The following is a 24,023-nucleotide window of genomic DNA, read 5'->3' as shown; positions in this document are numbered from 1 at the left end:
CTTAGACTAGCGATACCAGATACCAAAGCACTGCCAATACATACCATTTTGATAAGCACTGTTTTTTTTGTCTATGTTAATGGAAAAATTAGTAACTCGGATCACGCTCTTTCGGTAAAGTTTGAGCAGTAATTTAGAAAATATTGTTTAACACTTATGTAAACATCTAAAAAAGTACTGAAAGTAGCGTAAATCAGGATAGACCTCCTAAACTTTTTGTGACAAAAAAAGCAGCGATTTTACAGGTTATATCTTATAATCAATATGCATCCAAGGTGTTAGGTTTTACCTATGTCAACATTGTTTTTATCAGTTTGAATTTATAAATGTGCTCATATACATTTGTCCTCTAAAACAAAATGCTATATGAAAAAAAGATCAATTCTGTGTGCTTTGGTTATGTCATCAATATCAATAATGGCACAACAAAAACAGATTACAACTAATACAGGTACTCCTGTTGGTGATAATCAAAATTCAAAAACAATCGGTCAGAATGGACAGGTTTTATTAGAGGATATTCATTTAATCGAAAAACTGGCTTCTTTTGATAGAGAACGCATACCAGAAAGAGTAGTTCATGCCAGAGGTACAGGAGCTTATGGCGAATTTATAGCATCTGGAGATTTCTCAGGCTATACAAGAGCTTCATTATTTGAAAAAGGGAAGAAGAGTCCTGTTTTTGTTCGTTTTTCTACAGTTGTACACGGTACAGGTTCGCCGGAGACTTTGAGAGATCCAAGAGGATTTGCTACTAAATTTTACACAGATCAAGGGAATTATGATCTGGTAGGTAATAATCTGCCTGTATTTTTTATTCGTGACGCGATTAAATTTCCTGACATGGTGCATGCTTTCAAGCCATCACCCGTGACTAACAAGCAGGATGCAAGCAGAGTTTTTGATTTTTTTAGTAACATTCCCGAAGGAACACATATGCTTACACGTGTTTACTCTGATTACGGAATACCTGCTAATTACAGACAAATGGATGGTTCTGGAGTACATGCTTTTAAATGGGTTAATGATGGGGGCGAAGTAACCTACGTAAAGTATACATGGAAATCTCTACAAGGCGTAAAAAATCTAACAGCTGCAGAAGCTACCGAAATGCAAGGAAAAGACTTTCAGCACGCTACAGTAGATTTATATGAAAACATAAAGATGGAGAAGTATCCGTCATGGGAACTTTATGTACAATTATTAAAACCTAGTGACTTTGATAAATTGGATATCAACCCGTTAGATCCTACTAAAGTGTGGCCTGAAAGTATGATTCCCTTACAGTTGGTTGGGAAAATGACATTAAACAGAGTTCCGGATAATTTCTTTCAGGAAGTAGAACAGTCGGCATTCTCACCTGGAACATTAGTACCCGGAATAGAACCATCGGAAGATAAGTTATTACAAGGACGTTTGTTTTCTTATTTTGACACACAACGATACAGGATAGGAGCAAATTTTCAGCAATTACCTATAAATGCCTCTAAAGTAGCAGTAGTTACTAATAATCAAGATGGTGCTTTTTCTACAAAGAAAGGAAATGGAGATATTAACTATGAGCCTAGTGCTTCTAAAAATGGTTTTATCGATAACGAAAATTATCAGTATTCAAAATCAAGCTTTGTGAATACAACTACTGTTCAACAAAAAATTAGTAAGCCGAACGATTTTAAACAAGCGGGTGAATTTTATCGTTCTCTAAATGAAAAAGAAAAGCAAAATTTAATAAGTAATCTATCGGGTGATTTAAAAGGTGTAGCCAATAAAGATGTGGTTAAGAAAATGGTTGGTTATTTTTATATGGCTGATGCAGATTATGGAAAACGTTTGGCAAAGGAACTTGGTTTATCTAGAGAGGATGTAGAAAAAATGTTTTTAAGATAAACAGTCCAGATATACATTTAGAAGTAATATCACTCTAAAAAAAGGAGTTCAATTTTTAATTAAATGAACTCCTTTTTTTCTACTTCAATCATAACTAAATCAATAGTTTTTATGGCTATACTAATTTATAATACATCAAGAAAATGAAGACAAAACACAATATGCATATTTTGCTTTTAATGCTGTTTACATCTTTTATAACTTTTGCTCAAGAAGATATTTTTACAGCTGCACGTACCAATAATGTCAAACTATTGAACAAGCTGTTAGTTGAAGATATTAATAGAGCGGATGAAAGAGGGAGTACTGCATTAATAATAGCATGCTATAACGACAATTTTGAAGTTGCCGAATTGTTGTTAAAAAAAGGGGCGAACCCTAATATTCAGGATAAAATGGGGAATACGGCACTTATGGGAGTGTGCTTTAAACGATTGGATAAAATGGTTCAACTATTATTGAGTTATAAAACAACCATCAATCAAAGAAATTATAATGGAGCAACAGCATTAATTTTTGCAGCAACCTTTGGCACTGATTCAATAATAAAAATTCTACTTGATAAAGGAGCTGATAAAACAATACGAGATAGGTTTAATAAAACGGCATTTGATTATGCAATTCTTCAGGAAAATGAAATTGCAGTACAACTTTTAAAATAGATAAAAATGTTTATTGTTTCTCTTTAAAACTTAAATAGTTTTTTATTAACATGTCATCTTAATTGTAATAAGGTTTTTTTTAATTTGATATTTACTACTAAAAAAAAATTAAAAAAAAATATTCATTGTAATACAATTTAGATATATTTATATATAAATTCCTTATTTTCTTTTTGGAATATTAAAACGCCGAATCTTATTATACGCTGTTATTTTTAAACTTGTAAAACATTAAGTGTCTGTTTTATAAACGTATGAGTACCTATGTGGTATGTGTTTTTTAGGATGTTATCTAGTTTTTATAATATGTTTGCCTAACGTTTTTATGTAGTGTGAATATTGTTCCCAAATCAATCTCACATTATAAATTGCTTACTTAACCTCAAGAGCTATTGAGAAAATTTTTTAGTTTTTTACTTGTTAAAAAAAGTAACACAAGTACAAACCTAAATTTTATTTTCTTCTAAAAGAATTACTGAGTTATTAACACAAACTAAAAATTTAAGATATCCTTATGGGTATTGTTATTGACCAAAATCGCAAAGAAACTTGTTTTTCTTAACGTTTTTAGGCATGATGCAATATGACAATTTCAGTACCAGATAAATCTTAAATCTATAGCTAATAGCAGTAATCGCTTATTACGCATGTAATTTTTAAACAACTTATATATTATGGATCATTCTATTTTTTTGAGGCGCTTTGTGCCTTGGGCTAAATTGTTTTATAAAATATTTAAACCAATTAGTATTCGACATGGATTACAAATCCCGAATCATCAAGTAACGGCTAGTGGTAACAATAGTGCTTATAGTACTACACAGTCATTCTTGACAACACTGATCAGTTATTAACATTAAGCCCAATTTTAAATCAATTTAAAAACTTTATAACTGCGAAACATGAAAAAAATTACTTTAATTAAAAAATCCTGCTTGGCAAAGGTTTTTCACCGTAGATCGGTTTTATTGCTATTTCTACTGGTGAATTTTGCAATGCAAGCGCAAGTGACCTTGCCTACATTTACTCTCAGCGTGACGCCAACTCCAGAGACTTGCAGGAACAATGGCGCATTAGCATTTAGTACTACGGGAACAGATCCCGGTGCTACTGTTACCTATGCGATCTACAAAGCTCCAAATTTTAGTACGGCGCTTGTTACAACAACAAGCAATTCTCAGACGGGACTAAGCGGAGGTGTTTATCGTATCGTTGCCACCCAAAGTATGGTCGGACACACGAGTAACTCTCAAACTTGGGATGGCAATATAAGTGCAAATGTGAGTCCGCTAGGTTTTACTGTTACTAAAACAGATGTGACTTGCCCTAATTCAGGCGCAATTAATGTCACGATTAATGCAGGAAACCCAGCTGCTGTTAATGCGTATTCAATTACAGGCCCTATGAATGTAGGTCCTCAATCGAGCGGATCTTTTACAGGTCTTAGCGGAGGTTCTTACGTAGTGTCGGTTACAGATAATTGTGGGGAAATTGTAACTCAAACAGCTACTCTTACTGTATTTACACCTAATATAGAATTTGCTGATGGTAGTAATGGTATTAGTAGTTATAATACAGAAAGAAGTGCTTGTGGTTTTGGCGATTTTCGACAATTTATAAAAGCAGGAGCAGATAGTAACGTAATGGTTTACCCGCTTCAGTTTGACTATATTGTTCATCCACCTGGTGGAGGAGCAGACATAACAACTTCTAAAACAATTACAGGTCCTAATCGGTTTGGTAGTAGTACTGAGGACATAACTACCTCTATTCCTTTTTATACTGCACCTTTTGTATTAGATCTAAAGATCACAGATGCTTGCGGAAATGTCTTTCCTGCTACACGAAATATTAATAATCCTGCAGAAGTATTTGCTCAGATTTTACCTGCAGATTGTATGGGATCCTATATTTCTTTAGGCACTCAATATATGGTAAAAACTTTGCAATACGAGGTTTTATCGGCACCGCCGGGATACACCATTGGTGCACCATCTAACTCTAACCTTGTAGGAGGTGTTGGAAATCCAATACCAGATGGGGTTTATATGATTCGTGTAACGGATGCTTGTAATGTTTTTATTGATGAAGAGGTTACAGTATCTACTCCAACTCCGAGTGTATGGGTATTTCAGGGAATAGGTTGTGGAGCTGGAAATGGTACATTTTCGATATCACAAAATACGTCAACATATACTTTTGTAAGTGCAAGAATTTTGGCAGGACCTTCGGGTTTCTCTGGTTCTTATCCTGTTGACGTTACATCTCGTATTACTGCAGACGGATACAATGTTGTCTTTGATGATGTTGCAGGAGGAATATATAAAGTTGAAACGACAGATAATTGCGGACATATCATTCCTACCGATGTGACTGTTATAGGTTATGATCAAGGGACTGTAGTTGCAGCTAAAGTTCAAAAGTGTGGTAGTTTTGATGTTAATTTGAGTGTAACAGGAGATAATCTTGTTCAAGCTAATCAAAATGTGTTTTATTGGCTACAAATAAAAGATCCTTCAAGTAATAATTGGGGACATCCTACAGCAGGAGGTTTTTCCAGCGATGTACCTAGTGCATCAAATGCTCAATCATTAATAAATGGTCAGCAGCAAGGTTCTTGGACAGCACCGGGAACTTATAGAATAGTAAAGACTTTTACAACGCTTGAATTGTATCCAGGTGTTGCTAATTATGGTTATGGAAGAAATTGTTTTGATGTTCTTTCTACTTTTGATTATGCTACAATGGGGTTGAAACCGAAAGATTTATATTCGTTTAAATGTGCAGATGGGGTACATTATAACGCTTCTATAACTGGTTATGACGGTGTTGAACCTTATACGTATGCGATTACTACTAAAGATGGTAACCCATTTGTAGTAAATAATGGTAGCAGTAGCCTTTTTACAGGTTTAACCGGTGGTATCTATAATTTTAGGATTACAGATGACTGTGGTAATGTAGTTAACTCTTTACTTGATATTGAAAAACTAGGTTTACCAAAATTAACAGCTGTAAATATATGTAATGGTTCAACAACAGGAAAACTTTCTGTAGATGGAGTTCCATATCTTAATTTTAGCTGGACAAAAGACAATGATCCAACTGTATTGAGTACTACTTCAACGTTATCTTTTCCAACATTTAATACAGCTACCGATACGGGTACTTATCATGTAAGACTTACTTCGTCTCCTCCAGGATCTTGTGTAGATGTTGTTTTAGATTATCAAATAACCTCAAATTTAGATAACCCAAATTCTGGGGCAGATAGTTCAACAGCTGTTTGTAGATCAGTTACTACTTTAGATTTAAATACATTGCTTCCTGCTACAGCTGATCCTTATGGAACGTGGGTTGAAACAACAAACCCATCAAGCGGAAACTTAAATGGTCATCTTTGGTCACCATCAGTATCTGCAACAGGATCATTTACATTTACATATACTGTGAATGGGTTATGTTCAGGAACTTCTGTGTCAACTTATACAGTTGTTAATACAGCTGCTCCAGCTGCTCCAACAGCTGATGTAACGGAACCAACTTGTACTTTAAGCACAGGTACTATTACTGTTCTTACTCCCGTAGTAGCTCCGGATATTACTTATACGCTTACGGGAACAAATCCTGTAATTCCAGCTGTTACCAATGCAACCGGTATATTCTCAGGATTAGCATCGGGTATTTATGATCTTACTGCTTCTGCAGGAACATGTATCTCTGCAGCAGCTAGTTTTACCGTGAGTGCACAACCAGTAACACCTGCAATAGCTTTATTTGGTGCAGTAACACAACCAACGTGTACTGTTGCTACAGGTAGTTTTACAATTACCAATTATGATGCTACAAAGACCTATAATTTTACACCATCTGCAGGAGTTAGTATCTCTGCAGGAGGAGTTGTAACGGCACCTGCCGAAACATATACAGCAACAGTTACAGATGCAAATACAGGATGTACGTCGGCAGCTTCGGCTAGTTCAACAATAGATGTTCAGCCTGTAACGCCAGTTGCACCAACATTAGGAGCTGTAACACAGCCTACATGTGCCACAGCAACAGGAAGTTTTACAATTACCAACTATGATGCGACTTACACATACACTTTTACACCAAATACAGGAGTAAGTGTCTCTGCATCAGGAGTTGTAACAGCACCGGAAGGTAACTATACAGTTACGGCAACATTAGGAGCTTGTATTTCACCTTCGGCTAGTACAACAGTTAATGCGCAACCTGTTACACCAGTACAACCAACATTAGGAGTTGTAACACAACCAACAACTTGTGCTTCTCCAAATGGAAGTTTTGCAATTATCAATTATAGTGCAGCTTACACTTATGTTGTTACACCAAATACGGGAGTAACTATATCGGCTACAGGAGTTGTAACAGCACCGGCAGGAGATTATTCAGTAACAGCTACATTAGGAGCTTGTACTTCGGTAGCTTCTTTAGAGGTAACAGTTAATGCAGCACCATCTGCACCTGCAATAGCATTATTTGGAGCGGTAACACAACCAACGTGTACTGTCGCTACAGGTAGTTTTACCATTACCAATTATGATGCTACAAAGACCTATACTTTTACACCAAATACAGGAGTAAGTATCTCTGCAACAGGAGTTGTAACAGCACCGGCAGATTCATATACAGCCACAGTTACAGATGTAACTTCAGGATGTACGTCGGCAGCTTCGGCTATTTCAACAATTAATGTTCAGCCTGTAACGCCAGTTGCACCAACATTAGGAGCTGTAACTCAGCCTACATGTGCCACAGCAACAGGAAGTTTCACAATTACCAACTATGATGCGACTTACACATATACATTTACACCAAATACAGGAGTTAGTATATCAGCATCAGGAGTTGTAACAGCACCAGAAGGTAACTATACAGTAACGGCAACATTAGGAGCTTGTATTTCACCTTCGGCTAGTACAACTGTTAATGCACAACCAGTTACACCAGTACAACCAACATTAGGAGTTGTAACACAACCAACAACTTGTGCTTCTCCAAATGGTAGTTTTGCAATTACCAATTATAATGCAGCTTACACTTATGTTGTTACACCAAATACGGGAGTAAGCATATCAGGAACAGGAGTTGTAACAGCACCGGCAGGAGATTATTCAGTAACAGCTACATTAGGAGTTTGTACTTCAATAGCTTCTTTAGAGGTAACAGTTAATGCAGCACCATCTGCACCTGCAATAGCATTATTCGGCGCAGTAACACAACCAACGTGTACTGTTGCTACAGGTAGTTTTACAATTACCAATTATGATGCTACAAAGACCTATACTTTTACACCAAATACAGGAGTAAGTATATCGGCTACAGGAGTTGTAACAGCACCGGCAGATTCATATACAGCCACAGTTACAGATGTAACTTCAGGATGTACGTCGGCAGCTTCGGCTATTTCAACAATTAATGTTCAGCCTGTAACGCCAGTTGCACCAACATTAGGAGCTGTAACTCAGCCAACATGTGCCACAGCAACAGGAAGTTTTACAATTACCAACTATGATGCGACTTATACGTATACAGTTACACCATCTACAGGAGTAAGTGTATCTGCAACAGGAGTTGTAACAGCACCAGAAGGTAACTATACAGTAACGGCAACATTAGGAGCTTGTATTTCACCTTCGGCTAGTACAATTGTTAATGCACAACCAGTAACACCTGCAATAGCATTATTTAGTGCCGTAACACAACCAACTTGTTCTACTGCAACGGGTAGCTTTACCATTACCAATTATGATGCTACAAAAACATATACGTTTACACCAAATACAGGAGTAAGTATATCAGCAACAGGAGTTGTAACAGCACCAACAGGAGGATATACCGCTACAGTTACAGATGCAACTTCAGGATGTACATCAGCAGCTTCGGCTAGTGCAACTGTTAATGCACAACCAGTAACACCTGCAATAGCATTATTTAGTGCTGTAACACAACCAACGTGTTCTACAGCAACGGGTAGTTTCACCATTACCAATTATGATGCTACAAAAACATATACATTTACACCAAATACAGGAGTAAGTATATCAGCAACAGGAGTTGTAACAGCACCAGCAGGAGGATATACCGCTACAGTTACAGATGCAACTTCAGGATGTACGTCAGCAGCTTCGGCTAGTGCAACTGTTAACGCACAACCAGTAACACCTGCAATAGCATTATTTAGTGCAGTAACTCAACCAACGTGTTCTACAGCAACAGGTAGTTTTACCATTATCAATTATGATGCTACTTATACGTATACATTTACACCAAATACAGGAGTAAGTATATCAGCAACAGGAGTTGTAACAGCACCAGCAGGAGGATATACCGCTACAGTTACAGATGTAACTTCAGGATGTACATCAGCAGCTTCGGCTAGTGCAACTGTTAATGCACAACCAGTAACACCGGTAACACCAATATTAGGTACTGTAACACAACCAACTTGCGCCATCGCAACAGGAAGTTTTACTATTACCAATTATGATGCTACTTACACGTATACATTTACACCAAATACAGGAGTAAGCGTATCAGCTACAGGAGTTGTAACAGCACCAGAAGGTAACTATACAGTAACGGCAACATTAGGAGCTTGTACTTCACCTTCGGCTAGTACAATTGTTAATGCTCAACCTATTACACCTGCACAACCAGTATTAAGTACTGTAGTACAACCTACAACTTGTGCCATGACAGCAGGAAGTTTTACAATCACTAATTATGATGCAACTTACACGTATACAATTATACCATCTACAGGAGTAAGTATATCGGCTACAGGAGTTGTAACAGCACCAGCAGGAGATTATACAGTATCAGCTACATTAGGAGCTTGTACTTCAGTAACTTCTTTAAGTACAAAAATCAATGCAGCACCATCTGCACCTGCAATAGCATTATTCGGTACAGTGACTAAACCAACGTGTACTGTTGCTACAGGTAGTTTTGCAATTACCAATTATGATGCTACAAAGACATATACTTTTACACCATCTACAGGAGTTAGTATCTCAGCATCAGGAGTTGTAACAGCACCAGCAGGAACATATACTGCAACAGTTACAGATGTAACTTCAGGATGTGTTTCATCAGTGTCTGATGATGTAGTAATACAATCTGTAATTTGTGCCAAAATAGATGATTACACTCCAATGCCAATCATAGGAAGAGATGGAGGTACAACATTGAGTGTACTAAGAAATGATACTTTAAACGGATTAGCAATCATTGCATCTGAAGTGAACTTATCAGAAGTAAATGTACCAACAGGATTAACATTAAATGGTGATGGAACAATAACTATAGCTCCTAACACACCAGCGGGTATTTATGTTGTTACTTACAGGATTTGTGAGAAGTTGAATCCATCAAATTGTGATACAACAACTGCCACGGTAGTTGTAGTTACAGCTAGAATTGATGCAATAGTTGATGATTATTCTGCAACACCTATCAATGGGAAAAATGGCGGTACAACTACGAGCGTATTAACAAATGATACCCTTAACGGATTCCCTGTTATACCTGCTGAGGTAAACTTAACAGGAGAAAATGTACCAACAGGATTAACCTTAAATGCAGACGGAACTATCACGGTAGCACCAAACACGCCAACAGGTAATTATGTGGTTACTTACAGAATCTGTGAAAAGTTAAATTCATCAAATTGTGCTACAACAACTGCTACAGTAGTAGTAGCTACAACAGTAATTCAGGCAAACGATGATGATTATACTGCAACGCCAATTAATGAAAAAGATGGAGGTACAACGCCAAGTGTATTAACAAATGATACCCTAAACGGAGTACCGGTTATACCATCTGAAGTAAACTTAACAGAAGTATCTGTTCCGGCAGGATTTACATTAAATCCCGATGGTACAATCACGGTTGCACCTAATACGCCGGCAGGAAACTACACCATTAGTTACAGCATCTGCGAAAAAGCAAATCCAACAAATTGTGATACAGCGACAGTTTCAATAGTTATAGATCCATCTTGTATTATAGAAGTTTTTAATGCTGTTTCACCAAATGGAGACGGAGAAAATGATGTATTTAAAATTGATGGATTAGAATGTTTCCCTGATAACACAGTAGAGATTTATAATCGTTGGGGAGTTTTAGTATTTGACCAGGATCATTATAATAATTCAGACAGAGTCTTTAAAGGAATATCTGAAGGACGTGTAACGATTAATCAAAGTGCAGAGCTGCCAGTAGGAACTTACTATTATATTCTAAAATATAAAGACAACGCTTCAAATGCACATTCGAAAGCAGGGTACTTGTATTTAAACAGATAACAGATAAATTTAAATTAATCCCTGAGAGCTGGGAAAACTTTTCTTCTCAGGGATTTAAATAAAAAAACAGATGAAAAAAATAATATTAAGATTTGTTTTGCTACTGGCAACAATCGCAAGTTATGGACAACAAGACGCACAGTATACACAGTATATGTATAATACTATAAACGTCAATCCGGCCTATGCAGGATCAAGAGGAGTAATGAGTATTTTTGCTTTGCATCGTTCACAATGGGTAGGACTGGATGGTGCACCAGTAACTAATTCAGCATCGATAAATACCCCAATAAATGGAACTAATTTAGGAATAGGAGTTTCAGTTGTTAATGACAGAATTGGCCCATCAGACGAAAATAATATTGCTTTAGATGTTTCGTATACTATTCATACATCAGAGCGTTATAAATTATCTTTTGGAATAAAAGGAACAGCTAATTTATTGAATGTTGATTTCACCAAGTTGAATCAATACGATAAAAATGACTATGTTTTTGAAACCAACATTGATAATAAATTTTCGCCTAATATTGGAGCAGGAGTCTATTTGCATTCAGATAATACTTATGTTGGTTTGTCGGCACCACAATTGTTGGAGACCAAACATTTTGACAGATATGCTGATGCAGGATCTAATAGTCATGTGGCTAAAGAAAATATGAATTTGTATTTAATTGCAGGTCATGTATTTGATTTAAGCTATAATGTAAAATTCAAACCTTCTTTGCTAACCAAATACGTACAAGGAGCTCCTTTGCAAGTAGATGTATCAGGAAATTTTTTAATCAATGAAAAATTTGTTGCAGGTGTTGCTTATAGATGGAGTGCTGCATTAAGCGCCATGGTAGGATTTCAGGTAAGCAATTCTTGGTTTATCGGGTATGCATATGATTTAGACACCACCCGATTAGGAAATTACAATTCAGGATCACATGAAATCTTTTTGCGATATGAATTGTTCAATAAATATGATAAAATGATATCTCCAAGATTCTTCTAAACTACTACTATTATGAAAATAAAAACTCTACTTTATAGCACCATTTTTAGCGTTCTGGCTTTACATAGCTATGGACAAAAAGCAGGAATAGTTGCGGCCGACAAGAAATATGAAAGATATGCCTATGTCGATGCTATTGCCATCTATGAGCGTGTAGCCGAGAAAGGTTACAAAGATGAAAAAATGTTTCAAAAGCTTGGTAATGCTTATTACTTTAATGCTGAATTACCCCAAGCTGAAAAATGGTATGGTGAACTTTTTGCTATGAACCCAAACCAGGAACCTGAATATTATTATCGTTATTCTCAAACACTCAAGTCTGTAGGTAATTATGCCAAAGCAAACATGATGTTAGAGGAATTTAATAAGAAATCAGGCAATGACCTAAGAGCTAAATTATATGAGAATAATAAAAATTATCTGGAAATAATTACAGCCAATTCAGGTCGTTTTGATATAGCTGATCTCGGTATTAATTCTGCATCTTCAGATTATGGGAGTTCATTTTTAGACAATAAATTAGTTTTTGCCTCAGCAAGAGATACAGGAGGAGTTTCTAAGAAAGTGTTTAGCTGGACCAATCAATCGTTTACTGATATATATACTTCTGAAATAAAAGCTGGAGGAGAAATGGGGAAACCTGAGCGCTTTAGTAAAAAAATAAATTCAAAATTTCATGAGTCAACACCAGTATTTACAAATGATGGTCAAACGATGTACTTTACCCGAAACAATTATTTGAACAATAAAAAAGGAAAAGACAACAAGAGTATAACACTATTAAAATTATACAAAGCAACGCTAACGGATAATCAGTGGGGCAATGTAACCGAATTACCTTTTAATAGTAATGACTATAGCGTTGCACATCCTGCATTAAGTTTAGATGAGAAGACATTATACTTTGCCTCAGATATGCCAGGTACATTAGGGCAGTCAGATTTGTTTAGTGTAAAAATCAACAGCGATGGCAGTTATGGTGTTCCAATGAATTTAGGAAAGACTATTAATACTGAAGGAAGAGAAAGCTTCCCATTTATATCTGGAGATAATGAGCTTTATTTTGCAAGTGATGGACATCCCGGGCTTGGAGGTTTGGATGTATTTGTATCTAAGATAGGAAATGACAACAGCTTTGGCGAGGTTCAAAATGTAGGCGCTCCAATAAACAGTTCTCAGGATGATTTTGCTTTTTTGATAGATAGCAAAAATCGAAATGGATTTTTCTCTTCCAATCGAAGTGGTGGTAAAGGATATGATGATATTTATCGTTTTTTAGAAATGCGTAAACTAATTTGTGAGCAATTATTATCCGGAATTATAACAGATCGTGAAACTGGTGCTGTCCTTGCAGACTCAAAAGTAAGCTTGTACAACGAGAAAATGGAGTTAATAACTACCACAACAACCGATGATAAAGGAAGTTATAAATTTGATGTAGTGTGCGGAAAAATATATTCAGTACGAGCAGAGAAAAAAGACTATGAAACTAAGGAAGAAAGAATTACGATAAATAATGCAACGGGAAAAACGGTGCTATCATTGCAGTTAGAGCAACGAATCAAACCTATAGATGTAGGTACAGATTTAGCAAAAACCTTAAATATACCTATTATCTATTTTGATTTAGATAAGTCATTTATTCGCAAAGAAGCAGCCTTCGAACTAGAGAAAGTACTTGCTGTAATGCAACAATATCCAAAGATGAAAATCGATGTTCGTTCGCATACCGATAGTCGTGCAACATTTAAATACAATATTGCATTATCAAACAGAAGAGCCAAATCTACTATCGCATGGTTAGTGAAAAACGGAATTTCTTCAAGCAGGCTAACAGGAAAAGGTTATGGCGAATCGCAATTGGTAAACCATTGTTCTGATGGGGTAAAATGTACCGAAGAAGAGCATCAGGCTAATAGACGCAGTGAGTTTGTTATTGTTTCGATGCAATAGTGAAATAATGTTACACTATTAAAATTGCATTTATTTCAATAAATGATGGCATAAATATTTAGAAGGGATAGGCGATTTAGGATAATGATTTTAATTATTATTACAGCTGATTCCCTTCTTCTTAAATTTGGTTTGTAATTGTCATATTTATTTTAGTATTAGTCAAATCTTTAAATTGAAAATACAAATAGAGCCGTTATTCTCTTTACAATAACATTTTCCCCTTTTCAAAGTAAATATATTTAACCTAAAATGAAACAATCAAATAATTTTTGTTTTGTAGTTGCTGATCGTCATTGTGTAGTCCGGCATGGACTTTCTCTAATTATAAAAGAATCATTCTCAAACGCTTTAGTTTATCAAACAAAAAAATTTAGCGATATTATTAAAACCCTTACAGAAACTAAAGTTGATTTATTAATTCTGGATGTGAATTTTCCAGAAGGCAGTAGCCTGAATATTTTAAAAGAAATAAAAACAATTCAGCCCAATGTAAATATTTTAATATTCTCAATCTGTGATGAGGATTCGTATGCGATGCGATATTTAAACGCTGGAGCATCTGGGTTTCTAAGCAAGGAAAGCTCAGAAGAAGAAATAAAAAATGCCTTAAATGCAATGATTTTTTCAGGTAAGTTTATCACACCTAGTTTAAAAAATAAAATTTTAGAGTCTTGCATCTCAAAAAAACCAGTTAATCCACTAGATCTTTTATCTAACAGAGAACTTGAAATTGCTCGTTTACTAGTCGATGGGTATGGAAATTTAGAAATAATGGCATACCTAAAAATAAAATCAAACACTATTAGTACTTACAAATTTAGAATTTTTAAAAAATTAGAAATAGATAATTTGGCTAGTTTAATAAAGCTCTTTTTGCAATATTCAGATGTAGTAAATTAGTTAATTTCTATTCAAAAAAAATCATACAGAATTATGAATTCATTATTTATCTAATTTGTTTTAATGAATTAGTAATGAGTGATTTTGTAATGATTTGTTGTTGTTTTTATAAAGTTTCATCTTTAAAAAGACAAAAGTATATTTGCAGACTTATATACGTAAGCTAATAAATTTAATTATTATATAGATAAAATCTAACACAGTGAATATACAGCAATTAGAATACATAGTTTCATTAGATAAACATCGCCATTTCTTAAAAGCATCAGAAGCCTGTTTCATTACACAAGCGACCTTAAGCGGAATGATTAAAAAACTGGAAGATGAACTCAATGTCATCTTATTCGACAGGAGTAAGCAACCAGTTCGACCTACAGACATTGGCATGAAAATAATAGAGCAGGCAAAAATTGCTTTGCAGGAAACCAACAGGATAAAAGAGATAATACGTGAAGAAACAGGTGAGGTGAGGGGAGATCTCCGAATAGGAATTATACCATCACTAGCTCCATATTTATTACCTCTTTTTATAAAAGATTTTATGGCAAACTATAAAGAAGTTAAGTTGGTCATTAATGAGTTGACTACCGAAAAAATTCAGGAGAAATTGAAGGATGGCTCAATAGATGTAGCCATATTGGCAATTCCATTATTAGATAAAGGTTTAAAAGAAGAAACCTTATTTTATGAAGAATTCTATCATTATGGTGATTTGAATGCTGCTTCGGCTAAGAAAAAATACATTGTTCCGGAAGATATAAATCCTAATAAATTGTTACTGCTGGAAGAGGGGCATTGCCTTAGAAACCAGATTGTAAATTTATGTGAATTAAGAACCAAAGGCGCTTCAGATCTAAAAATAGATTATCAGTCGGGTAGTATCGAAACCCTCAAGCAAATGGTAGATTTGAATATGGGTACAACTATCCTCCCTGAGTTAACAGTACTAGCGTTAAATAAAGAACAAAAGAACAAAATTAGCCGTTTTGTATCCCCATACCCAGTTAGGGAAATAGGATTAGTTTATTACAATCATTTTGTAAAAAAAAGACTGATTGAGGCATTAAAAAAATCCATCCTTGAGACTATTCCCGACACCATGTTATTGAAGAAAAATATGTCTATTATTCCAGTAAAACAATAGTCACTTTGTTATAATCTGAATAACACAAAATAATAAATAAAATAAACGTGTATGAATTGTCATTGAAAAACTTTAATAGCCATTTCTGGATTATTACTAATGACAGTTTATAACAAAACTGAAAAAAAACAAATTCAGGAAAAGAAAGTACATGGAGAAGAATAAGTTAAATAGATGTAACGTTTAAATAATAAATGATGGAATCAAAACAGGTATTAGTGTATGATAATCAGCATGGTTATTCTAGATTTTTAAAAAAAGAATTTGGAAAAAGAATAGATTTTGAAGTTTATAAAAAATTTAATTTTATTAGCGATTTTGATAACAGTAAAAGTGATTACTCATTTATTTTTTTTGTAATTTATTCCGAGAATGATTTATTAGACTTTATTAAAATACATGACCAAGGACTTCCTATTGTCGTTTGTAGTTCTAAAGGAGTATTTGATAAGTTTGACAATAATTGCGGAGTAAATTTCATTGATATTTCTAAACCTAAAAAAGAACTAGTAAATGATTTTCAATCTTTTCTTTATAGATAACAACAAGCCATCAAAGAATACTAATATCTCATTTTTAGACTATTGATTAACTATTAGTTTTTAACTATATTATCATAGAAAATACCAGTTTGATTTAGATATACTTGTTTTGTAAATTTGCAAACAACTTGTTTACTGGGTCTTACAAAATAAGTAGAGATGATTTGTATTTTAATAATATCTTAAAATAAATACTTTAATTCGCTGTTTTATGGGTATCCTTTATGTTTATAAAATGTAGTTATCAATAATAAATTCATTAAAAAAATGGAAAATAATTCAAATGATATTAGTAAGTGTCCATTCCACAACTCAAGCAAAGAGCAAAGTATTGCGAATGGAGGCACAAAAAATCAAGACTGGTGGCCAAATCAATTAAAAGTTAATATACTACGCCAACATTCTTCTTTATCAAACCCGATGGGCGAAGACTTCGAATATGCCGAAGCTTTTAAAAGTCTAGATTTAGAAGCCCTAAAAAAAGATCTTCATTTTCTTATGACTGATTCACAAGATTGGTGGCCAGCAGATTTTGGACATTATGGAGGTTTGTTTATTCGTATGGCATGGCATAGCGCAGGTACGTATAGAGTAGGTGATGGTCGTGGTGGTGCAGGAGCAGGACAACAGCGTTTCGCTCCGCTTAATAGTTGGCCCGATAACGTAAACCTTGATAAAGCCCGAAGATTACTTTGGCCTATCAAACAAAAGTATGGAAGAAAAATTTCATGGGCAGATTTGATGATACTTACAGGTAATGTTGCACTGGAATCTATGGGATTCAAAACATTTGGCTTTGCAGGTGGTCGTACAGATGTATGGGAACCAGAACAAGATATATATTGGGGGTCTGAAAAGACATGGTTAGCTGGTGATGAAAGATATGCAGATAGTAATAGTACTCGTAATCTGGAAAAACCACTTGCAGCAGTCCAAATGGGTTTGATTTATGTTAATCCAGAAGGACCAGAAGGACAACCTGATCCAATAGCAGCAGCTAAAGATATTCGCGATACTTTTGGACGAATGGCAATGAATGATGAAGAAACAGTTGCTCTTATTGCAGGAGGTCACACTTTTGGTAAAACACACGGAGCAGCACCAACCGAACATGTAGGAGGAGATCCGGAATCTGAGAGTCTTGAAACGCAAGGTTTTGGATGGAAGAATAGTTTTGGTTCTGGAAAAGGTGCAGATACAATCTCAAGTGGTTTAGAAGTAACCTGGACAAAGACACCGACTCAATGGAGTAATAATTTCTTTGAAAATCTTTTCGGTTTTGAATGGGAACTTTCCAAAAGTCCAGCAGGCGCACATCAGTGGGTAGCAAAAAATGCTGAAGCTTTTATACCTGATGCCTATGATAGTTCAAAAAAACATCTTCCAACGATGTTAACTACCGACTTGTCTTTAAGATTAGATCCTGAATATGAAAAAATATCACGTCGCTTTCTAGAAAATCCTGATCAGTTTGCAGATGCATTTGCCAGAGCATGGTTTAAATTAACCCATCGTGATATGGGACCACGTGCTTTATATCTTGGAACAGATGTACCTAAGGAAGAGTTGCTTTGGCAAGATCCAATCCCAAGAGTTGACCATGACTTGATAAACGAAAGTGATATTACATTGCTTAAAGCAAAAGTATTAGCTACCGGATTAAGCATATCAGAACTTGTATCTACCGCATGGGCTTCAGCTTCAACATTTAGAGGTTCAGATAAAAGAGGTGGGGCTAATGGTGCACGAATTCGACTAGCTCCTCAAAAAGATTGGGAAGTAAATAATCCTGTGAAGCTGCAAAAAGTATTAAATGTGTTGGAAGGTATCCAAAGAGAATTTAATCAGACACAATCTAATACTAAAAAAGTTTCTCTTGCCGATATTATTGTATTAGCGGGTAGTGCAGGAGTAGAAAAAGCGGCCAAAGATGCTGGAAGCAACATTAATGTTCCTTTTGCTCCAGGTCGTATGGATGCTACACAAGAACAAACGGATGTAGAATCATTTGGATTCCTGGAACCAATAGCGGATGGTTTCCGAAACTATAAAAAAAATAAATACGCTGTTGCAACTGAGACTTTATTGATAGACAAAGCACAATTATTAACACTTACAGCACCCGAATTAACTGTACTTGTAGGAGGAATGCGTGTATTAGATTCCAATTTTGATGGTTCTAAAAAAGGTGTTTTTACAGAACGTCCCGAAGTATTAACTAATGATTTCTTTGTAAATCTGCTAGATATTGGTACAGTTTGGAAAGCAGTTTCCGAGGATAAAGAAGAATATAACGGACATGACTATACAACTGGGAAAGTGAAATGGACAGGTACACGTGCAGATCTTGTATTTGGTTCTAATTCAGAACTTAGAGCTCTAGCCGAAGTTTATGCTAGTGCAGATGTTCAGAAACAATTTGTTACTGACTTTGTTGCAGCATGGACTAAAGTAATGAATCTAGATCGCTTTGATCTGCTATAATGTAGTATATCGTACAGATAACCATTATAAATAAAAAGTTATTAAGTATAGAATGAAGAAAAGAAACAGCCTTAGGGCTGTTCTTTTTTAGATAATAAATCTCAATAAAAGATTGGGATTAATCAATTCTTGTTCGATTTGATTGAAAAGTAAGGTTAAAACAATAATTAATTTGTGAGGAATATTCCTGTAGTACAAAGTCTACAGAGCAATCGTTCACAGTTCTACTAATTTATAATTTTATTGATGCTATTTTTGCATGCTGATAAAACACCAGTTTTTAAAAGTTTTAAATCCCACTAAATCGAAAAAAAAAGTACTTACCATAAATACAAAAATCTTAACCTAAAACAGTATCCCACGTCTATTTTTACAATCAATAAAGGCTTTTTTTATACCATTAGCCATGTTATTGATTTTATTAAAACTAGATGTAAAATCACAATAACGCTTTAGTTTATAGCGAGTGTTTTTTATAAAGTTTACTTAATAATTTGCAATAAGATTTATCGAGAGAATAAAGTAAGAATTAAAGCCATTAATAAAATTGGTAGTACTCAACGATCAGTAAAACTAGTAAAAGTAGAGGGAATGCCTAATAAAAAAAAGAATAAATGAATAAACAATATGTCCCAAAATAAGTTTTTATTAGTAAAATATATGCGGTTATATTTTACTGTTTTTTATATTGTTTTTGGGTTATGGAATAGTTATGGTCAAAGAAAAAATTTGACTGTAAAGGAAATGGATAGCACTTTAAATTCGGTAAATCAGTATTTAAAAAAATCACCAAATGAAGGTTATGAAATTTCAAAAAATATATATCATATTGCACTAAAACAAGACTATCGTATAGGTTCGTGCTTCGCTTTATTAAACATGGGGAATTGTAAAGGGAAACTTCGTGACTTTGACAAGGCATTAAATTATCTAGAACAATCCAAAGAGATAGCCCAAGAAATAAGAAATGATTCTCTTTTGCTTTATGCAGATTTTGTTATTGCAGTTCAACATGGGAGAATGCACCTTAATAAATTAGCACTCTCCCAATTAGACAATTGCTTAACAAGAGTTAATTGTTTAAAAGGAAAATCAAAATACTGTTTTTTAGGTAGAGTGTATAGTTTTAAAGCTTGTTTCTCAGCTGGTCTCAAGAATAAACCAACTGTTGATGAATTTATAAAGTTACATAAAAAAGCAGCCTATTATTTTAGTAAGAATCCACGAGTTCCCAATTTTGCTTTGGTGAATATCGGAGATACGTATATGTCAGCGGGTAGACTTGATTCAGCCGAATACTATTTTAAAGTGGCATTGTTAGATTATAAAAAAAAGAACATAAGTTGCACAGAAATAGTACTAAGTAATCTGGGTGAAATTTATTATAAAAAGAAAGATTATGCTAGGGCAATTACATATTTAGACAAATCTACTGTCGTGGCCAAGCGCGAAAAAACTTATTACATTCTAGAATACAATTATGGATTATATAAAAAAATAGCAGAAGAAAAAGGTTTAAATCAGGCAGTATTTGATTATCAAAAACTAGAATTAATTTATAAAGACAGTACTCAAATAGCAGAACAAAAAAGTATGATTGCGGCAACTAATTATGTTGTTTCAAAAGCAGAAGCTGAAAAGGAAGTATTAGTAAACAGAAGTATGATTTTATTAATAATTGCAGGCTTACTTATAATTAGCTTGTTGGTATTTTCCTATTGGCAGTTTTGTTATAAAAATAAACTAAAATTAGATACTCAACAAAAAAAGAAAGAAATAGAACAAAAAGCGACTCAAATTGTATCCCTAAAACAGAAAGTAACAACATCTTATGATGAGGTAATAGAAATGGCTAAAAAGAATGATCCATTGTTTGTAGTTGTATTTAAAGAGTTGTATCCTGATTTTTATTTAAAATTGATTGCCATACAACCCGATTTAACGATTACCGAACAAAAAATTTGTTTTTATCTTAAACTTAAATTTTCAACTAAAGAAATTGCAGATTACACTTTTGTTACCGCTAAGGCAATACAGAATAGGAAAAATCGCTTGCGGAAGCGGCTTTTTCTGAAGGAAGGAGAAGATATTTACAAATATTTCGACTAACTAATATATTAAAGATAGTATAAGTAGATACTGAGGGGATTAGATATTCGAAGGCTACTTATCTTTTAAATCTAAGAACATAAAAAAAATAAAACAAATGAAAAAAACAATTTTGATCGTTGGAGCCATTGTAGTAATAATTTTACTGGCAGGAATTTATAAATTCAATTTTACAAATGACGACATTTATGTGAAAGATCCTGAGGGAAAGTCTATACCTATTGATGAAGCAAAAGACATTAGTAAGAATACAGATTCCAAGGAATTTAAAACTAAGACAGGAAAAATTATCATTATTACCGAAACTCATCCAGTTGGACAAAGTATTTCGTCTATAACCATTACCACAAAAGGATTCAAAGAAAATAAACTCATTGAATTAAGTGATATCGATCCAATTGAAAAAATAGAACTAAAAGATTTAGACAACGATGGTTTTGATGAGATATATTTGTTTACTCGATCTGTTGGATCTGGAAGTGGAGGTGATTTTTATGTATATGGCTCGGACAAAGATGATAGACTAATGGAATATGAAAAAGAAAAATTAGATGAAAAAGAATATCTAAAAGGAGGAAGACTAGAAGGATATATGGGACATGACACTTATTTCTTTGATAAACAAATGTTGGTAATGGAGTTTCCAATTTATAAAGAAAATGATGCAAATTTAAAACCTACTGGTGGGACAAAAAAAGTATATTATATGTTGAATCAATCAAAGTTCAAAATTAAAAAAATTGATATAAACTAGCTTAAAGTTTTACAATCTTAGAAAACGTGTAAGTTATCGTAAATAGGTTTTTAATTCGCACACGATGAGATAATATCAATAAGTATATTTAGCCAGTTGCTTCAAATCCTGAAAAAACAGGTTCGTAAAGACTGTTAAGAGGCTCCATTGTTACAAATGGAGTTTTTTTATGCTTTATTTTTATTGAACGGATTAGATTTTAAAAATTCTGAATCGCCTATACCTATATATAGTAGGTATGAAACAATAATTAAAGTGACTAAATTCGGAAAAACTCAGTCTTTTTAATAGTGACATTGCGAAAAATACAGTTGTAATAAGAAAATTCTTAAAAAGATAAAAAATGGATAAAATACAAATGTTACATTATCAGGTTGTTAGTAAAAAGTTTTAAAAAACATTCAAAAAAGTCTGTAAAAAGGCTTGCGAATCTAAATAAAGGGAGTACTTTTGCACCCGCAATGAGAAACAAACGAAACGAACAAAGCGAGAGTCACACAGAGTGAGACACATTAAAAAGAAGAACACGTTCCTAGACATATTGAATTGACAGCCGTTTTAAGAGAGATCTTAAAACAACAAAATAAGAGTAATAGAATCGAGAGATTTGAATAAAACCGATAGAATCATTAGTCGAATATAATATTAAAATATACGATGAAGAGTTTGATCCTGGCTCAGGATGAACGCTAGCGGCAGGCTTAACACATGCAAGTCGAGGGGTATGCTTCTTCGGGAGCAGAGACCGGCGCACGGGTGCGTAACGCGTATGCAATCTACCTTTTACAGAGGGATAGCCCAGAGAAATTTGGATTAATACCTCATAGTATAATAGCTCGGCATCGAGCAATTATTAAAGTCACAACGGTAAAAGATGAGCATGCGTCCCATTAGCTAGTTGGTAAGGTAACGGCTTACCAAGGCTACGATGGGTAGGGGTCCTGAGAGGGAGATCCCCCACACTGGTACTGAGACACGGACCAGACTCCTACGGGAGGCAGCAGTGAGGAATATTGGACAATGGGCGCAAGCCTGATCCAGCCATGCCGCGTGCAGGATGACGGTCCTATGGATTGTAAACTGCTTTTGTACAGGAAGAAACAGTTCTACGTGTAGAACCTTGACGGTACTGTAAGAATAAGGATCGGCTAACTCCGTGCCAGCAGCCGCGGTAATACGGAGGATCCAAGCGTTATCCGGAATCATTGGGTTTAAAGGGTCCGTAGGCGGTTTAATAAGTCAGTGGTGAAAGCCCATCGCTCAACGGTGGAACGGCCATTGATACTGTTAAACTTGAATTATTAGGAAGTAACTAGAATATGTAGTGTAGCGGTGAAATGCTTAGAGATTACATGGAATACCAATTGCGAAGGCAGGTTACTACTAATTGATTGACGCTGATGGACGAAAGCGTGGGTAGCGAACAGGATTAGATACCCTGGTAGTCCACGCCGTAAACGATGGATACTAGCTGTTGGGAGCAATTTCAGTGGCTAAGCGAAAGTGATAAGTATCCCACCTGGGGAGTACGTTCGCAAGAATGAAACTCAAAGGAATTGACGGGGGCCCGCACAAGCGGTGGAGCATGTGGTTTAATTCGATGATACGCGAGGAACCTTACCAAGGCTTAAATGTAGATTGACCGTTTTGGAAACAGAACTTTCGCAAGACAATTTACAAGGTGCTGCATGGTTGTCGTCAGCTCGTGCCGTGAGGTGTCAGGTTAAGTCCTATAACGAGCGCAACCCCTGTTGTTAGTTGCCAGCGAGTCATGTCGGGAACTCTAACAAGACTGCCAGTGCAAACTGTGAGGAAGGTGGGGATGACGTCAAATCATCACGGCCCTTACGCCTTGGGCTACACACGTGCTACAATGGCCGGTACAGAGAGCAGCCACTGGGCGACCAGGAGCGAATCTATAAAACCGGTCACAGTTCGGATCGGAGTCTGCAACTCGACTCCGTGAAGCTGGAATCGCTAGTAATCGGATATCAGCCATGATCCGGTGAATACGTTCCCGGGCCTTGTACACACCGCCCGTCAAGCCATGGAAGCTGGGGGTGCCTGAAGTCGGTGACCGCAAGGAGCTGCCTAGGGTAAAACTGGTAACTAGGGCTAAGTCGTAACAAGGTAGCCGTACCGGAAGGTGCGGCTGGAACACCTCCTTTCTAGAGCCCTACATGTTAGCATTTATGCACGTTAGGGAAAGAAGACGAATTGACCTATAGGTTAAATTGAAGATTATATTA

Annotated in this window: 12 protein-coding genes and 1 rRNA gene; all 13 read left to right on the top strand. The window is 35.2% G+C overall.

Annotated features, from left to right (window positions below; all coding sequences use genetic code 11):
• The first annotated feature begins 366 nt into the window (after positions 1 to 366).
• The 13 genes from AC3IPI_RS18685 to AC3IPI_RS18625 all read left to right on the top strand — a co-directional run bounded on the left by AC3IPI_RS18685 (position 367) and on the right by AC3IPI_RS18625 (position 23,942).
• Entirely contained in the window at positions 367 to 1,887 is a 1,521-nt protein-coding gene (locus AC3IPI_RS18685) for a catalase (protein WP_489154822.1), read from the top strand.
• A 143-nt stretch (positions 1,888 to 2,030) separates the two neighbouring features.
• On the top strand, positions 2,031 to 2,549 hold the full coding sequence (locus AC3IPI_RS18680) for an ankyrin repeat domain-containing protein (RefSeq protein WP_489154820.1): 519 nt from the start codon (positions 2,031 to 2,033) through the stop codon (positions 2,547 to 2,549).
• Positions 2,550 to 3,223: 674 nt separating this feature from the next.
• On the top strand, positions 3,224 to 3,403 hold the full coding sequence (locus AC3IPI_RS18675) for a hypothetical protein (RefSeq protein ID WP_489154818.1): 180 nt from the start codon (positions 3,224 to 3,226) through the stop codon (positions 3,401 to 3,403).
• Between the two features lie 48 nt (positions 3,404 to 3,451).
• Positions 3,452 to 10,885, top strand: a complete 7,434-nt coding sequence (locus AC3IPI_RS18670) for a T9SS type B sorting domain-containing protein (RefSeq protein WP_489154816.1) — start codon at positions 3,452 to 3,454, stop codon at positions 10,883 to 10,885.
• A 70-nt stretch (positions 10,886 to 10,955) separates the two neighbouring features.
• Positions 10,956 to 11,885, top strand: a complete 930-nt coding sequence (locus AC3IPI_RS18665; protein WP_039116710.1) for a PorP/SprF family type IX secretion system membrane protein — start codon at positions 10,956 to 10,958, stop codon at positions 11,883 to 11,885.
• Positions 11,886 to 11,897: 12 nt separating this feature from the next.
• Positions 11,898 to 13,838 (top strand): OmpA family protein, encoded by a 1,941-nt coding sequence (locus AC3IPI_RS18660; protein WP_489154814.1) that lies wholly within the window; start codon positions 11,898 to 11,900, stop codon positions 13,836 to 13,838.
• 252 nt (positions 13,839 to 14,090) lie between these two features.
• Positions 14,091 to 14,741, top strand: a complete 651-nt coding sequence (locus AC3IPI_RS18655) for a response regulator (RefSeq protein WP_489154812.1) — start codon at positions 14,091 to 14,093, stop codon at positions 14,739 to 14,741.
• 202 nt (positions 14,742 to 14,943) lie between these two features.
• On the top strand, positions 14,944 to 15,885 hold the full coding sequence (locus AC3IPI_RS18650; protein ID WP_039116716.1) for a hydrogen peroxide-inducible genes activator: 942 nt from the start codon (positions 14,944 to 14,946) through the stop codon (positions 15,883 to 15,885).
• A 194-nt stretch (positions 15,886 to 16,079) separates the two neighbouring features.
• On the top strand, positions 16,080 to 16,427 hold the full coding sequence (locus tag AC3IPI_RS18645; RefSeq protein WP_489154810.1) for a hypothetical protein: 348 nt from the start codon (positions 16,080 to 16,082) through the stop codon (positions 16,425 to 16,427).
• A 267-nt stretch (positions 16,428 to 16,694) separates the two neighbouring features.
• A complete protein-coding gene (gene katG / locus AC3IPI_RS18640) occupies positions 16,695 to 18,911 on the top strand; it encodes a catalase/peroxidase HPI (protein WP_489154808.1) in 2,217 nt (738 codons plus the stop codon).
• A 744-nt stretch (positions 18,912 to 19,655) separates the two neighbouring features.
• On the top strand, positions 19,656 to 21,020 hold the full coding sequence (locus AC3IPI_RS18635) for a hypothetical protein (protein ID WP_489154806.1): 1,365 nt from the start codon (positions 19,656 to 19,658) through the stop codon (positions 21,018 to 21,020).
• A 97-nt stretch (positions 21,021 to 21,117) separates the two neighbouring features.
• On the top strand, positions 21,118 to 21,774 hold the full coding sequence (locus AC3IPI_RS18630; RefSeq protein WP_489154804.1) for a hypothetical protein: 657 nt from the start codon (positions 21,118 to 21,120) through the stop codon (positions 21,772 to 21,774).
• 654 nt (positions 21,775 to 22,428) lie between these two features.
• Positions 22,429 to 23,942, top strand: a 16S ribosomal RNA gene (locus tag AC3IPI_RS18625).
• Positions 23,943 to 24,023: the final 81 nt, after the last annotated feature.

This window comes from Flavobacterium sp. GL_143 (assembly GCF_057834355.1).
This window is presented reverse-complemented; position numbering and strand designations above follow the sequence as displayed.

Bases quoted from the DNA above. Each gene is read 5' to 3' on its own strand.
- AC3IPI_RS18685 (WP_489154822.1), top strand. From the start codon at position 367: ATGAAAAAAAGATCAATTCTGTGTGCTTTGGTTATGTCATCAATATCA.
- AC3IPI_RS18665 (WP_039116710.1), top strand. From the start codon at position 10,956: ATGAAAAAAATAATATTAAGATTTGTTTTGCTACTGGCAACAATCGCA.
- AC3IPI_RS18630 (WP_489154804.1), top strand. From the start codon at position 21,118: ATGAAAAAAACAATTTTGATCGTTGGAGCCATTGTAGTAATAATTTTA.
- AC3IPI_RS18675 (WP_489154818.1), top strand. From the start codon at position 3,224: ATGGATCATTCTATTTTTTTGAGGCGCTTTGTGCCTTGGGCTAAATTG.
- AC3IPI_RS18680 (WP_489154820.1), top strand. From the start codon at position 2,031: ATGAAGACAAAACACAATATGCATATTTTGCTTTTAATGCTGTTTACA.
- katG (WP_489154808.1), top strand. From the start codon at position 16,695: ATGGAAAATAATTCAAATGATATTAGTAAGTGTCCATTCCACAACTCA.
- AC3IPI_RS18645 (WP_489154810.1), top strand. From the start codon at position 16,080: ATGATGGAATCAAAACAGGTATTAGTGTATGATAATCAGCATGGTTAT.
- AC3IPI_RS18670 (WP_489154816.1), top strand. From the start codon at position 3,452: ATGAAAAAAATTACTTTAATTAAAAAATCCTGCTTGGCAAAGGTTTTT.
- AC3IPI_RS18660 (WP_489154814.1), top strand. From the start codon at position 11,898: ATGAAAATAAAAACTCTACTTTATAGCACCATTTTTAGCGTTCTGGCT.
- AC3IPI_RS18655 (WP_489154812.1), top strand. From the start codon at position 14,091: ATGAAACAATCAAATAATTTTTGTTTTGTAGTTGCTGATCGTCATTGT.
- AC3IPI_RS18635 (WP_489154806.1), top strand. From the start codon at position 19,656: ATGGATAGCACTTTAAATTCGGTAAATCAGTATTTAAAAAAATCACCA.